Genomic DNA, 13,489 nt, shown 5'->3' with positions numbered 1-13,489 from the left:
CACATCAACATGTGGGAGGGGGCTTGCCCCCGATGGCGTCATCCCAGGCAACGCCTATCTCGGCCCAAGAATCTTCACCAACTTATCCGGCGACGGCGCCCCCTGCTGTTGCTGCAACCCACCCTTGTCATCCAGGTAGAAAATCGCCGGCGTCGCCGACAACTCCAGCTCATCCATCAACTTCATATTGGCATCGAGCTTGGCTTCGATATCCGCCGGGATCTTCGCCATTGCCTGCAATTTACTGCCCTTGCCGGCGGCTTCGTGTTCTTCCAGGGCTTTTTGCGGGTCTTTGGCGGCGAACAGGGCTGCGGACTTGGCCGCGCTGTCTTCGCGGATGATGCCGACCATGATGTGGCGCAACTGCACCTTGCCGGCCTTGACCCATGGCCGCGCCTGTTCCCAGAACATGTTGCAGTACGGGCAGTTAGGGTCGCTGAACAGGTAGACGATGCGTGGCGCTTTAACGTCGCCGTCCTGGATCCAACTGCTTTTTTCCATCTTGGCCCAGACTTCCTTGGCCATCGGCGCGTACACCAGTTTTTCCAGGGGCGCGGTGCTCAGGTCATTGCCCTGGGCGTCGTACAGGTTGCCGGCGATCACGCTTTTGCCGTCGGCGGTCAGATACAGCGCCATGCCGCGGTTCTGGTATTGCGCGGCGTAGCCGGTAAGGCCGCTGGGGGCGTCGAATTTGCCGATGATCCTGGCGCCCTTGGCTTCGATCTGTTTGATCGGCGCCGGCCAGTCTTCGGCCTGGGCCAGGGTGGCCGCCAGCGTCAGCGGCAGTAGGGTCAGCAGGTGGCGGAGGCTTGGCATGTCGGTTTCCTTGTGGCAGCAGGGGCGGTGTCGAAGGGTTCCATGGCACGGGCCAGGCTGGCCTGGGACAACTCGCCCAAGTGGCTGTTGATCAGGCGTCCGTCGGCTTGGTAGAACAAGGTGGTCGGCAGGGCCATGGAACCCACGGCCTGGCCGAGGCGGCCGTTGGCGTCAAACAGGACGTTGTCCAGGTTCAGGCCCTGGGTGGCCAGGTAGGTGCTGACGCTTTGCATGCTTTCGGCCTGGTTGACGAACAGGAAGGTCACGTCAGGGCGCATGCGCTGGGCGCTTTCCAGCACCGGCATTTCGCGGCGGCAGGGCGGGCACCAGGTGGCCCACAGATTGATCACCAGCGGGCCGCCCTGGTAATCCGCCAGTTGCACCACTTCGCCATTGGCGTTGCGCAGGGTGATGTCCGGCAGGCGCGTGCCTTTTTCATACACGCTCAAGGACAGGCTGGTCATGCCCCAGAACAGCAGGCCGGTGATGACCCCGGCGCTCAGTGGCTTACGCAGCGCCGGGCGGCGCCAGCCGTAGGCCAGCGCACCGAGGATCAGGGTGATGATGCCGGGCCAGGCGAGGAAGCCGCCGTCGCGCAGGTCGACCATCTGCAGCCAGTCGCTGCTGTAGTAGCTCCAGTACATCAGCACAAAGCTGACGCGTGCCGCGAGCATGCCTAGCAGGAACAGGCTGAACAGCACCGATTCCGGGTTCTCACCGCCACGCTTGGCCACGCGCCAGCCCACCAGGGTGGCGAGAATCAACGCGCTGATCAGCAGGATATGATTCAGCGCGATGGCGAAGGTGCCGATGGTCAGGGTCAGCATCAGAGGGCGTCCCGGGCTTGGGTCCAGCGTTGCAGGAAGGCGTCGGCATTCACTTCGCCGGTGATGCGCTGGGCGCGGCGCTCTTCACCGTCGGGGCCGATCCAGACGAAGCTCGGTGGCCCCGGTACTTTGTAGCGGCCCAGCAGTTCGCGGCTGGCGGCATTGTCGGCGGTGACGTCCAGGCGCAGCAGGCGTACGTCTTTGAGGGCATCGAGGACTTTGGGTTGGCCGAACACCTGTTTTTCCATGATCTTGCACGACACGCACCAGTCGGCGTAGTAGTCCACCAGCACCCATTGGCCCTGGGCCTTGGCGCTGTCGAGTTGATTTTGCAGGACGGCGGGGTCGTTGATGGTCATGAAGGCGTCATGGGCGGTGGGCGCACCGGCGACCTGCGCGCCGCGGTACACCTTCAGCGGTTGCCACAGATCGTCGCCGCCACCGGCCGCGCCCACCACCAGCACTGCGCCCCACAGGCCCAGCACCAGGGAACCGGCGCCGAATACCTTGGCCGCCAGGCCGTACTCGCGGGCCAGGGTCCAGCCGCAGTAGGCCATCACCAGCGCCAATGCGCCCCACAGGCCGATCCACAGGCTTTCGCCGACCACCGGGCGAATCATCAGCACGGCGGTACCCAGGAACAGGAAGCCGAAGATGCCCTTGAGCACGTTCATCCAGTTGCCCGGCTTGGGCAGGAAGCGGTTGCCCACGGTCACCAGCAGCAACAGTGGAACACCCATGCCGATGCCCATGTAGAACAGGATCAAACCACCGTGCAGCGCATTGCCGCTTTGCGCGATATACAGCAGGACGCCCGCCAGTGGCGCGGTCATGCAAGGCCCGACCAACAGGCCGGACAGCGCGCCGAGCACCCCGGCGCCGATCAGGCTGCCACCGCTTTGCTTGCGGCTGACGTTGTCCAGGCGATCGCGCAGGAAGGCGGGCAGTTGCAGTTCAAAGAAGCCGAACATCGGCAGGGCGAGGATCACGAACAACGCGGCGAAACTGCCGAGAATCCAGGGAGTTTGCAGCAGCGCGGCGAGATTGGCGCCGAGCAATGCCGCCAATACGCCGAGCGCCGCATACACCAGCGCCATGCACACCACGTAGCTGCTGGCCAGGGCAAAACCACGGCGAGGACTGGCGCCACTGCCCGCCACCAGGCCGGCGAGGATTGGCAGCATCGGCAGTGAACACGGCGTAAATGCCAGCAGTAGGCCCAGGCCGAAGAACACCAGCAGGCTCCAGCCCAGGCTGCGCTGTTGCAGGCCGCTGGCCAGGCTCTGGTCCTGGGCTTGCGCGGTGGCGGCGACGGCGGGGTTGCCGCCCAGGTCTACAGTGATCGACTGCGGCGGGTAGCACAGGCCTGCATCGGCGCAGCCCTGCCAGCCCAGTTTGACCTGGCCGGTGGCCCCGGCGGGTAGCTTCACTTCCAGGCCCTGGCGATACACTTCCTGCTCGCCAAAGAACTCGTCGCTATGGGCCTCGCCTTGCGGCAGTGCCGGCTGGGCGGCCAGGCCTTCGAACTTCATGCGCTGCTTGTACAGGTAATAACCGTCGGCAATTTGCCAATACAACTGGGTCTCGCCACTTTCAAGGCGTTCGGAAGTAAAGGTAAAGGCCTTGCCCACCGGGAGGAAATCGGGTTTGGTCTCAAACGGGTTGCCCGGCGCGGCCTGGGCCAACCCGGCGAACAACACCAGCAGAAAGGTAAACAGATGCCGCATGGTCAAGCCTTAGTCCGATACAAGTGAGGCACACAATGTGTGGCGTTGATTAACCGATGATTAACCGGGGGCTATTCTAAAGTGTAGGGAATATCTGAGCGTGACTCTTTTCACGGCATAATCTGCGCTTAATCCGCTGCACCTTTAATCCCCCCATCTTTCATGAAGGGTTCACCATGCACGTACTGGTCTGTGAAGACGACGAACTGATTGCCAGCGGCATCGTGGCCGGCCTCACCGCCCAGGGCTTTACGGTTGAGCGCGTGGCCACGGCGGCGGCTGCGCGGGCGATGCTCAAGGCGGCGACCTTCGACATCATGGTGCTCGACCTCGGCCTGCCCGACGAAGACGGCCTCAAGCTGTTGCAGCAACTGCGCAGCCAGGGCCTGGAGATTCCGGTGCTGATCCTCACTGCGCGGGATTCGGTGACCAACCGCGTCGACGGCCTGCAAGCCGGCGCCGATGACTACCTGCTCAAACCCTTCGACCTGCGCGAACTGGCTGCCCGCCTGCAAACCCTGCTGCGCCGGATGGCGGGGCGCAGCGTCAACCTGATCGAACATGGCCGGTTGACCTATGACCCCAGCAGCCGCGAAACCCTGTTGGGCGGCCAGCCGGTGGATCTGTCCCGGCGTGAACAAGCGCTGCTGCAGGCGCTGCTGCACAACAAGGGCCGCGTGCTGTCCAGCGAGCAGCTCAAGGACAGCGTCTACGGCTTCAACGATGAGCTGGAGAGCAACGCCCTCAACGTGCATATCCACCACCTGCGGCGCAAATTGGGCAATGGCATTGTCGAGACCGTGCGCGGCCTGGGCTATCGCCTGGGCCCGGCGGATGACGGCGAGAACGCTTCGTGAAAAGCCTGCGCCTGCGCCTGACTTTCAAGCTCGGCGCCGCCTTCGTGCTGATCTGGGCCCTGGCAGCGGCCTGGATGCTCAACGACTTGCGCAACCAGATGATGTTCTCCCTCGACCAGCGCCTGGTGGCGTCGGCACGCATGGTGGCGGGGCTCACCGAGCAGATGCCGGGCCTGGCCAGTGTCAGCGGCGGCGCGCATTTCAGTGCCGAGCAACTGCACGTGCCGGGCGGCATGGCCTGCCAGGTCAGTTCCTTGCGCGGGGAAATCCTGGCGCGCAGCCACACCACGCCGGATCAGGGCCTGGAGTCGCAACGCAGCGGTTTTCGCGACCAGATGATCGACGGCGTGGGCTGGCGCAGCTTTACCCTGTCCCGTGGCGACCTGCTCATTACCACCGCCGACCGCCAGGTTGAGCGCGAGGCCCTGAACCTGTCGATCCTGCTGGCGGCGTCGGTGCCGGTGGGCGTGGCCATGCTCGGTTGCCTGTGCCTGCTGTGGCTGGGCATCGGCCAGAGCCTGCTGCCGCTCAACCGCATGCGCGACGCGCTGATGCGGCGCAGTGCCGATTCCCTCGAACCGCTGCAGATCCACCCGCTGCCCAGCGAACTCAAACCGCTGCTGGACACCCAGAACCAACTGTTGCAACGCATCGCCAAGACCATCGAGCGTGAACGCCGCCTCACCGGCGATGCCGCCCACGAACTGCGCAGCCCGCTGACGGCGATCAAGACCCACCTGCAAGTGGCGCGCATGACCGAAGGCGCGGCCCGCGACCAGTCCCTGGCCCACGCCGAGGAGGGCGCCGACCGCTTGCACCGTACCCTGGAGCAGTTGCTGCTGTTGGCCCGGGTGGAAGGCAGCCTGTCGTTTGACGATGGCCTGCAGTCCAGCGCCGAAGAAGTCGCACGGCTGGCGATCCAGGATGCCACTGCTGGCGATAATTCGCGTATCGATCTGATCCTGCCGCACAACCTGTCCGCTGCCCCGGTGGAAATGCCCGTGGGCCTGGCGGTTGCCGCCCTGCGCAACCTGCTGGACAACGCCTTGCGCCATACGCCGGCGGACACGCGGGTAGAGCTGAGTGTGTTCACCGCCCCAGATCAAGTGGTGTTCCGCGTGCGCGACCATGGCAAGCAGATTTCCAGTGAAGACCTGCAATACCTGACCCAGCGCTTCTGGCGCAATGGCAACAGCGAAGGCTGCGGCCTGGGCCTGGCGATCGTGCAAGCGATTGTGCAGCGCTGCTCCTGTTCACTGACATTCGACAGCCAGGCCGATGGCCTGCGTGTCGAGTTGGGCATGCCGCTGCGACGCTGAACGCCGTCCTTTCAAGTGCCAAATAATTACCACCCTGCTGACGTTCAAGTCTTCAGGATGGCGCTAATTTTTTTGCGCTTGAACGGGCCGAATGACTCGGCCTGTATTGAAAAGGATGGTTCTTATGTTGGTCATCGACACCAGTTTCCCAGCCAGGCACTTCAACGACCGCAACGGCGAGCCTGTGGGGCAACTGATCCTGCATTACACCGCCGCGCCGTTCGCGTCCTCCCTGCGAACCCTGACCCAGGACGGGGTCAGCGCCCACTATCTTCTGCCTGATCCCGATGAGCCCGGCTACCGCGCTGCCGGGTATGACGAACTGCGCGCGTTTCGTCTGGTGGATGAAACCAAGCGTGCGTGGCATGCCGGGGCGAGCCAATGGGCTGGGCGGGATAACCTCAATAGCCGTTCGATTGGTATCGAGATCGTCAACCTGGCGCGGGATGACGCGGGGGTGTTTACCTTTCCTGCGTACGCCCAGGAGCAGGTTTCGGTGTTGATTGCACTGGTGCGCGACATCCTCGGGCGTTACCCGCAGATCGGCCCGGCGGATATTCTCGGGCATTCGGACGTGGCGTATTGGCGCAAGAGTGATCCAGGGCCCCGGTTGCCTTGGCGATGCTTGTACGACGCCGGGGTTGGCGCCTGGTTTGATGAGGCGACGCGGGCGATGTACCAGCGTCGGTTTGGTGTGGGGCTGCCACCGGAGGTAGAGGTCGAGCGGGCGTTTGAGCGGTATGGGTATAAGCCTGCGCAGAACCGACAGGCGTTTGCACAGCGCACGCGGGCGTTCCAGATGCACTTCAGGCCGCGAGATCACCGGGGTGTGTTGGATGCCGAGACGTGCGCGATCCTGTATGCCCTGAACGAAAAATACCGAGGACTTTGACGCCGAGTACCGTTCAACTGCATCCGCTAACGATCAATAGCCCTAAATCCCTCAGCCGCTGATGCGTTTCCAGAACAGGAAATCCGTGCGCATGCCCTTGGGCCAGACGCCAACGGATTGGCAGTTTGGTCACCATCATCAGCGTATTGAGGGACAGAGAGATGTCAGTCGCTACCAGCCGTATCGAAAGCGCCCCGGTGCATGGCAGCCCGGCGCCTGCGGAAACGCTCTACCAGTTCGATGAAACACCGCTGTTGGCCCGTCAACGCCAGCAGGAGTCCAACGCCCGCAGTTACCCGCGGCGCATTCCCCTGGCGCTCAAGCGTGCCAAGGGTATTTATGTGGAAGACGTGGAAGGCCGCCAGTTCATCGACTGCCTGGCCGGCGCCGGCACGCTGGCGCTGGGGCATAACCACCCGGTAGTGATCGAAGCCATCCAGCAAGTGCTGAGTGACGAACTGCCGTTGCACACCCTCGACCTGACGACACCGGTCAAGGATCAATTCGTACAGGATCTGTTTGGCCTGTTACCGGCCGAGCTGGCGCGGGAAGCCAAGATTCAGTTCTGTGGCCCTACCGGCACCGACGCGGTGGAAGCTGCGCTGAAACTGGTACGTACCGCCACCGGGCGCAGCACCGTGCTGTCGTTCCAGGGTGGCTATCACGGCATGAGCCAAGGCGCCTTGAGCCTGATGGGCAGCCTGGGTCCGAAGAAACCCTTGGGTGCGTTGCTGGGCAATGGCGTGCAGTTTCTGCCATTCCCCTATGACTACCGCTGCCCGTTCGGCCTGGGCGGTGCGCAAGGTGTGCAGGTCAACCTGCATTACCTGGAAAACCTGCTCAACGACCCGGAAGCCGGGGTATTGCTGCCCGCAGCGGTGATTGTTGAAGTGGTGCAGGGTGAGGGCGGCGTCATCCCGGCCGACCTCGACTGGCTGCGCGGCCTGCGGCGGATCACCGAGCAGGCGGGCGTGGCGTTGATCGTCGATGAAATCCAGAGCGGTTTTGGGCGCACCGGCAAGATGTTCGCCTTTGAACACGCCGGCATCATTCCGGACGTGGTGGTGATGTCCAAGGCCATCGGCGGCAGCTTGCCGCTGGCGGTGGTGGTGTACCGCGATTGGCTCGACACTTGGCTGCCGGGCGCCCATGCCGGTACGTTCCGTGGCAATCAGATGGCGATGGCGGCGGGTTCGGCGGTGATGCGCTACCTCAAGGAACACGACCTGCCCGGCCATGCGGCAGCGATGGGCGAGCGCCTCGGCGAACATCTGCGCATCCTGCAACGGGACTTCCCGCAGTTGGGCGATATTCGCGGCCGCGGGCTGATGCTCGGGGTGGAGTTGGTGGACCCGGACGGTACCCTCGACATCCAGGGCCACCCACCGGTGCACCGCCAATTGGCGCCGCTGGTACAGCGCGAGTGCCTCAAGCGCGGACTGATCCTGGAACTGGGCGGCCGTCATGGCAGCGTAGTGCGCTTCCTGCCGCCGCTGGTGATCACCGCCGCAGAAGTCGACCGTGTGGCCGAGATCTTCGGGCGCGCCCTGGCCGCCGCTGTGGCCAGCCTCTAATTTTTCGACGGTTTGGTACGTTTCTACAGATATCAGTGCTGCGCGTGGTGCGCAGCCAGCTTTTTTTGCGATGGAGAACAGCAATGACCTCAGTATTTGACCGCGACGACATCCTGTTTCAGGTAGTGGTCAACCATGAAGAACAGTATTCCATCTGGCCCGACTACAAGGCCGTGCCGGAAGGCTGGCGCACCGTAGGCAAGAGCGGCCTGAAGAAAGAGTGCCTGGCCTACATCGAAGAAACCTGGACCGATATGCGCCCGTTGAGCCTGCGCCAGAAGATGGATGGCGCGGCACTGGCCTGAGGTAATCAGGCTTTATGTGGCGAGCGGGCTTGTTGTGGTGAGCGGGGCAGGCCCACTCACCACAACAAGCCCGCTTGGCAACGGTGGGTGCGATGCCTTCAAGCTTCCTTCTCTTTCTCCAGCCCACCCGACGCCCCCGTGACCACCTGCACACTCAAGCGCGGTGTGGCCAGGTCCAACCCCGCTTCGTCCAGATGCCGTTTCAGCGACAGGTTGAACGCCCGCGACACTTCCCACTGTTTGATCGGCGCCGTTTTGAACCGTGCCCGCAGGATCGCGCTGCCTGACTCAAAACTTTCCACGCCCTGAATCTCCAGCGGCGACCAGATGTTGCGGCGCTGCAGCGGGTCGTTGCGCATTTTCTGGCCGACATCGCGGATCAGCTTGATCGCGTTATCAATGTCCATGTTGTACGGGATCGCCACGCGGAAGATCGCGTAGCCGAACTCCCGCGAGTAGTTCTTGATGCTCTTGATCTCGCTGAACGGAATCGTGTGCACAATCCCGTCGATGTCGCGCAGGCGCACGGTGCGGATAGTCAGGCCCTCGACGGTGCCGAGGTGGCCGCCCACGTCCACGTAGTCATCGATTGCCAGGGAGTCTTCGATGATGATGAACAGGCCGGTGATCAAATCCGCCACCAGCGACTGCGCACCAAAACCGATGGCCAGGCCGATTACACCGGCACCGGCCAGCAGCGGCGTGACGTTCATGCCCATGTTCGCCAGGGCGACGATGGCGGCGATGATGAAAATCGTCACGAACAGCACGTTGCGGATCAACGGCATCATGGTCTGCGCCCGCGCATTGGCCAGGCCTTTGCGCGAGCGGGTGAGGGCGTGGTGAATTGCCGTGTCGCTGAGGATCCAGATCAACCAGGCAAACAGCAGCGTGCCTGCCAGGCCGAACAGTTTGACCGCGATTTCATGGCCGTCGCCTTCGGTAAAGCCAATCAGCGACAGGCCCCAGACCCGCAGGCCCAGTTCGATAAACACCAGCCACACCACCAGGTGAGCCAGGGTGTAGATGAAGCTTTTCAGGCGCTCGGAGTACAGCGCATGGCGCTTGTGCCCGCGTTGCGGCTTGAGGGCATGGCGACGCACCAGGCCGTTGATCACCATGCACAACACCAGCAATACCGTGCACAGCAGCGATTGACGCAGGGCGGTGCTGGTGTCGCCGGCAGAGACGAACGTGGCAAACAGGGAAATACCCACCAGCAGCAGGGCCGGGATATACCAGAACGAGCCGATGATCTCGATGGTGTCACTGAGCGCGCGCCGTGTGAGGCGGCGTGACAGCGGCTGGTTGCGGATCAGGTGGGCGATCGGCCGGCGAAAACGCAGGATAAACACGCCGGTGGACAGCGCCGCCATCACATTGGCGACGGTTGCGGCGGTGTGCGACAGGTGTTGGCCGAGGGCCGTTACCAGGCGCGGGTCGCTCAGGGCTTCGCCAAAGGCGGCGAAGCTGCCGATCCACCACAGCGGACGAAAGGCCTGGTGCCGCAGGATGTACAGCGCGCGATGGCGGTGCGGGCCGTCGAGTAGCGAGAAGGCGATCACGCAGATGGCCGAGAAACAGGTGCCGACCACCAACGCATAAGCCAGTACCATCGCCAGGGACTTGCCCAGGGACGAGGGCAGCGCGTAGCTCATGTACACGGTGATCACCAGCGCGATCAGCCACGGCCCGAGTTTGCGCAGGGCAAAGCGCACCATGTCCCAGGTACGTGGGTGCTGCGGCAACTCTTCAGGCAGGCCGAACCGTTCGCGGATGCGGTGGCTGAGCCATATCAACGCATAGGCCAGCAGGCTCCACACCGCCAAAATCAGCGCGAAACCAAAGATGATCGGCAGCCATTCGCTGGCCGGCAGCATCAGCGCATCGAGCTCGTCCTTGGCCAGGTCGATTTCATTGGACCAGCGCCCCAGCGGGCTGTCGTTACCGGAAAACTGTTGCTCAAGGGTCGACAGCGTGTTGCCGATCAGCCCAAGCACACCTTGCTCGGCGGCCGGCTGGGCTTTTTGCGTGGCGGCACGCAGCTTTTTCAGGTCGCTGAGCAGTTGGGTGCGTTGCTGGTCGTTTTCCAGGGTCTTGATCACCTCGTCCAGCGATTGGCCGAGGGGCACTTCTGCCTGGGGCTGTGACTTGTTGGTGCTGCCCAGCAGGCCGGGCAGGCCGACCGCCTGGGCAGACGCCAGGGGCAGCAGGGTGAGCAGGGCGATCAGCAGGTAGCAGGGCAGAGCAAACAGACGGGAAAACACGAGGCGTTCAACCTTGGAAACGACGGGTTGAGCGAGTGTACGAGTGCACGGGTCATTCGGCCAGTTTGGCGAGGATCTTGTACACCACAGTGCCCAGGATCAGCAGCATACCGATCCACATGCCGAACACGCCGAGGGGTTTGTCGCGAAAATTGAAGCCGACCGCGAGCATGATCATGCCGATCAGGATAGGGATAAGCATGGCGTGGAAGGAAGACATGGAGATCATGGGGCGACGGCCTTGTCGGAGTGGGAATACTGACAAGTCTAGGTCGGATTGCGGGAAGTGCAGGTGATATAGATCAGGTGTACGCAAAACCAAATGTGGGAGGGGGCTTGCCCCCTCCCACATTTTTGACTGTATTCAGCCTTTGGATCAGGGCAAGTCGTGGCTGGCGTAGAACGCGCCCAACACCTTCACCAGATGCGCCAGGTCATGGCTGCCGCACAGTTCACGAATGGAATGCATGGCAAACGTCGGCAGGCCGATGTCCACGGTGCGCACGCCCAGGTGGCTGGCGGTGATCGGGCCGATGGTCGAGCCGCAACCCATGTCGCTGCGCACGACAAAGCTCTGTACCGGCACTTCCTCGGCCATGCACAGATGGCGGAAGAACCCGGCGGTTTCGCTGTTGGTGGCGTAGCGCTGGTTGCTGTTGACCTTGATCACCGGGCCGGCGTTGAGCTTGGGACCGTGGTTGGCGTCGTGCTTGTCGGCGTAGTTCGGGTGCACGCCGTGGGCGTTGTCCGCAGACACCAACAGAGATTTCTGAATGGTGCGTACGAACTCATCACCTTCGGGCAGCAGGCGGCGCAGGGTCTGTTCCAGCATCGGGCCATCGGCGCCGCAGGCCGAGCAGGAACCGACTTCTTCGTGGTCGTTGCACACCAGCACGCAGGTTTCGTCGCTTTCGCTGGTGAGCAAGGCTTGCAGGCCGGCGTAGCAGGACAGCAGGTTGTCCAGGCGCGCGCCGGCGATAAAGTCGCCATTAAGGCCAATCACGGCCGCACTCTGGGTATCGTAGAAGCTCAGCTCGTAGTCGAGCACCACGTCTGCGTTCAACCCATGCTCGCGTGCCAGTTGCTCGGTGAGCACGGCGCGGAAGTCCACGCGCTCGTCACCGGCAAATTGCGCGAGGATCGGCGGCAGTTCGGTCTGGGCATTGATCGCCCAGCCCTGGTTGGCTTCACGGTTCAGGTGAATGGCCAGGTTGGGGATGATGGCGATGGGCAGTTTGAAGTCGATCAGCTGGCTTTCGACCTTGCCGTCGCGGCGGAACGTCACGCGGCCGGCCAGGGACAGGTCACGGTCGAACCACGGGGCCAGCAAGGCGCCACCGTAGACTTCCACACCTAATTGCCAGAAACCCTGGCGTTGCAGCTCGGGCTGGGGCTTGACCCGCAGGCACGGGCTGTCGGTATGGGCGCCGACCAGGCGAATACCGCCCTGCAGCGGCGAGTGGCGGCCGAGCTTGAAGGCGATGATCGAGGAGTCATTGCGGGTCACGTAATAGCGACCGTTGGCTTCGGTGGTCCAGGTTTCGCGCTCGTCGAGACGCTGGTAACCGGCCGCTTCCAGGCGCTGGGCCAGGGCGGCAGTGGCATGAAAAGGAGTAGGGGAGGCCTTGAGGAAGTCGATCAGGCCTTGATTCAACGCTTCGCGCATAAATAGCTCCAGACAGCAGTGCGCGGAGTTTACCGTCCGATGGCCAGAAGTGCACAGAACAAATGTGGGAGGGGGCTTGCCCCCGATAGCGGTAATCCGTAGCAGCTGCCGAGCGCAAGCGAGGCTGCGTAGCGGACGTATTGACACCCCACGATCTGCGGGGCTCCCAACGCAGCCTCGCTTGCGCTCGGCAGCTGCTACACCGCAATCGGGGGCAAGTCCCCTCCCACATTTGACTGTGTTCACAGCTTAAAAGGGGGCAGGGCACTCAAAGCGCAAGCGCTCGCCGCTTTGCGGGTGGGTGAAGCTCAACATGCTCGCGTGCAGACACAAGCGCGGCCAGGCAGCCAGTGCCTGTTCATGTGCGTACAAGCCATCACCGAGCAACGGGTGCCCAATGGACAGCATATGCACACGCAGCTGATGCGAGCGCCCGGTGATCGGCGTCAGCTCCACGCGGCACCAGTCCCCACAGCGCTCCAGCACTTTCCAGAAGGTCAGCGCATGCTTGCCGAACTCATGGTCCACCACATGGCGGGGCTTGGTCGGTGGGTCGTAGCGCAGGGGCAGGTCGATGCTGCCGCTGTCCAGTTCCGGCTGGCCCCAGGCCAACGCGGTGTAGGCTTTTTCGGTTTCGCGGTCGTGAAACTGACGGGACAGTTCGCGATGGCTATCGGCGTCCCGGGCCAGCAGGATGATCCCCGAGGTTTCCCAGTCCAGTCGATGGACGATGCGGGCTTCGGGGTAGCCGTTTTCCTGCAGGCGGGTGATCAGGCAATCCTTGTTGTCGTCGGCGCGGCCAGGCACCGAGAGCAGCAGGGTCGGCTTGTTCACCACCAGGACAGCGTCGTCCTGATGCAGGATATGGATATTGGACAGCGGCATTAAACAGCCTCGCAACAAACGCCAACGGCGGCTCGACCACCCGGTTCCCGCAAGGGGATCAAGGTGATCGAGCCGCCGTGGCGGCCGCCTGTTCGATCAACGATCAGGCAGGGTGATATTGAGTTCCAGAATCGAGCAGCTGCCGTCATTTTCCAGAGCGACATGCACGTCATCGTTGCCGATATTGACGTACTTGCGGATCACCTCGACCAGTTCCTTCTGCAAGGCGGGCAGGTAGTCCGGGGTGCTGCGTTGGCCGCGTTCGTGCGCCACGATGATCTGTAGACGCTCTTTCGCGACCGACGCGGTGCTTGGCTTTTTGTTGGCGCGAAAGAAGTCGAGAAATTTCATTGT

The 13,489-nt window shown here is 63.0% G+C and carries 13 protein-coding genes; 5 read left to right on the top strand and 8 right to left on the bottom strand.

The features are described from left to right. Positions 1 to 54: 54 nt before the first annotated feature. From dsbG to dsbD, 3 genes are read right to left on the bottom strand one after another with little or no spacing between them, the layout of a single operon-like run. A complete protein-coding gene (dsbG, locus tag EJD88_RS03620; RefSeq protein WP_158876858.1) occupies positions 55 to 816 on the bottom strand; it encodes a thiol:disulfide interchange protein DsbG in 762 nt (253 codons plus the stop codon). After that, complete coding sequence (locus EJD88_RS03615; RefSeq protein WP_158876856.1) at positions 792 to 1,643, bottom strand: TlpA disulfide reductase family protein; 852 nt, start codon at positions 1,641 to 1,643, stop codon at positions 792 to 794. The genes dsbG and EJD88_RS03615 overlap by 25 nt, the downstream gene beginning before the upstream one ends. Continuing rightward, a complete protein-coding gene (dsbD, locus tag EJD88_RS03610) occupies positions 1,643 to 3,370 on the bottom strand; it encodes a protein-disulfide reductase DsbD (protein ID WP_158876854.1) in 1,728 nt (575 codons plus the stop codon). Before dsbD ends, EJD88_RS03615 begins: the two co-directional genes overlap by 1 nt. A 176-nt stretch (positions 3,371 to 3,546) precedes the next feature. Between dsbD and EJD88_RS03605 the strand changes: the two genes are divergently transcribed. From EJD88_RS03605 to EJD88_RS03585, 5 genes are all read left to right on the top strand, one after another. Then, positions 3,547 to 4,227 (top strand): response regulator, encoded by a 681-nt coding sequence (locus EJD88_RS03605; protein WP_099586384.1) that lies wholly within the window; start codon positions 3,547 to 3,549, stop codon positions 4,225 to 4,227. Then, positions 4,224 to 5,546, top strand: coding sequence for an ATP-binding protein (locus tag EJD88_RS03600; protein ID WP_158876853.1), 1,323 nt, complete (start codon positions 4,224 to 4,226; stop codon positions 5,544 to 5,546). The genes EJD88_RS03605 and EJD88_RS03600 overlap by 4 nt, the downstream gene beginning before the upstream one ends. Before the next feature lie 124 nt (positions 5,547 to 5,670). After that, positions 5,671 to 6,438 (top strand): N-acetylmuramoyl-L-alanine amidase, encoded by a 768-nt coding sequence (locus EJD88_RS03595; RefSeq protein ID WP_158876851.1) that lies wholly within the window; start codon positions 5,671 to 5,673, stop codon positions 6,436 to 6,438. 161 nt (positions 6,439 to 6,599) lie between these two features. Further along, positions 6,600 to 8,012 carry an aspartate aminotransferase family protein gene (locus tag EJD88_RS03590; RefSeq protein ID WP_112196347.1) on the top strand — a complete coding sequence of 471 codons (1,413 nt, stop codon included), beginning with the start codon at positions 6,600 to 6,602 and terminating at the stop codon, positions 8,010 to 8,012. Between the two features lie 83 nt (positions 8,013 to 8,095). Then, positions 8,096 to 8,317, top strand: coding sequence for an MbtH family protein (locus EJD88_RS03585; RefSeq protein WP_017527671.1), 222 nt, complete (start codon positions 8,096 to 8,098; stop codon positions 8,315 to 8,317). A 98-nt stretch (positions 8,318 to 8,415) separates the two neighbouring features. Here EJD88_RS03585 and EJD88_RS03580 read toward each other — a convergent pair whose 3' ends face one another. The 5 genes from EJD88_RS03580 to minE all read right to left on the bottom strand — a co-directional run bounded on the left by EJD88_RS03580 (position 8,416) and on the right by minE (position 13,486). Then, positions 8,416 to 10,584: a mechanosensitive ion channel family protein gene (locus tag EJD88_RS03580; RefSeq protein WP_099586380.1), complete on the bottom strand. Its 2,169-nt coding sequence runs from the start codon at positions 10,582 to 10,584 to the stop codon at positions 8,416 to 8,418. Between the two features lie 52 nt (positions 10,585 to 10,636). Continuing rightward, positions 10,637 to 10,813 (bottom strand): hypothetical protein, encoded by a 177-nt coding sequence (locus EJD88_RS26970; RefSeq protein WP_010208820.1) that lies wholly within the window; start codon positions 10,811 to 10,813, stop codon positions 10,637 to 10,639. A gap of 147 nt (positions 10,814 to 10,960) precedes the next feature. Further along, positions 10,961 to 12,250, bottom strand: coding sequence for a M18 family aminopeptidase (locus EJD88_RS03575; protein WP_099586379.1), 1,290 nt, complete (start codon positions 12,248 to 12,250; stop codon positions 10,961 to 10,963). Positions 12,251 to 12,499: 249 nt separating this feature from the next. Beyond that, positions 12,500 to 13,135, bottom strand: coding sequence for an RluA family pseudouridine synthase (locus tag EJD88_RS03570; protein ID WP_057721392.1), 636 nt, complete (start codon positions 13,133 to 13,135; stop codon positions 12,500 to 12,502). A 96-nt stretch (positions 13,136 to 13,231) separates the two neighbouring features. After that, positions 13,232 to 13,486 (bottom strand): cell division topological specificity factor MinE, encoded by a 255-nt coding sequence (gene minE, locus EJD88_RS03565; protein WP_003175252.1) that lies wholly within the window; start codon positions 13,484 to 13,486, stop codon positions 13,232 to 13,234. Between the last annotated feature and the right edge of the window lie 3 nt (positions 13,487 to 13,489).

It is taken from the genome of Pseudomonas sp. PB105 (assembly GCF_009764655.1).
In the GTDB taxonomy this organism is placed as follows: domain Bacteria; phylum Pseudomonadota; class Gammaproteobacteria; order Pseudomonadales; family Pseudomonadaceae; genus Aquipseudomonas; species Aquipseudomonas cyclaminis.
The sequence above is the reverse complement of the archived record's forward strand: the minus strand, read 5'-3'. Positions and strand labels throughout refer to the sequence as shown.

Bases quoted from the DNA above. Each gene is read 5' to 3' on its own strand.
- EJD88_RS03570 (WP_057721392.1), bottom strand. From the start codon at position 13,135: ATGCCGCTGTCCAATATCCATATCCTGCATCAGGACGACGCTGTCCTG.
- EJD88_RS03585 (WP_017527671.1), top strand. From the start codon at position 8,096: ATGACCTCAGTATTTGACCGCGACGACATCCTGTTTCAGGTAGTGGTC.
- EJD88_RS03605 (WP_099586384.1), top strand. From the start codon at position 3,547: ATGCACGTACTGGTCTGTGAAGACGACGAACTGATTGCCAGCGGCATC.
- minE (WP_003175252.1), bottom strand. From the start codon at position 13,486: ATGAAATTTCTCGACTTCTTTCGCGCCAACAAAAAGCCAAGCACCGCG.
- dsbD (WP_158876854.1), bottom strand. From the start codon at position 3,370: ATGCGGCATCTGTTTACCTTTCTGCTGGTGTTGTTCGCCGGGTTGGCC.
- dsbG (WP_158876858.1), bottom strand. From the start codon at position 816: ATGCCAAGCCTCCGCCACCTGCTGACCCTACTGCCGCTGACGCTGGCG.
- EJD88_RS26970 (WP_010208820.1), bottom strand. From the start codon at position 10,813: ATGATCTCCATGTCTTCCTTCCACGCCATGCTTATCCCTATCCTGATC.
- EJD88_RS03590 (WP_112196347.1), top strand. From the start codon at position 6,600: ATGTCAGTCGCTACCAGCCGTATCGAAAGCGCCCCGGTGCATGGCAGC.
- EJD88_RS03575 (WP_099586379.1), bottom strand. From the start codon at position 12,250: ATGCGCGAAGCGTTGAATCAAGGCCTGATCGACTTCCTCAAGGCCTCC.
- EJD88_RS03595 (WP_158876851.1), top strand. From the start codon at position 5,671: ATGTTGGTCATCGACACCAGTTTCCCAGCCAGGCACTTCAACGACCGC.
- EJD88_RS03615 (WP_158876856.1), bottom strand. From the start codon at position 1,643: ATGCTGACCCTGACCATCGGCACCTTCGCCATCGCGCTGAATCATATC.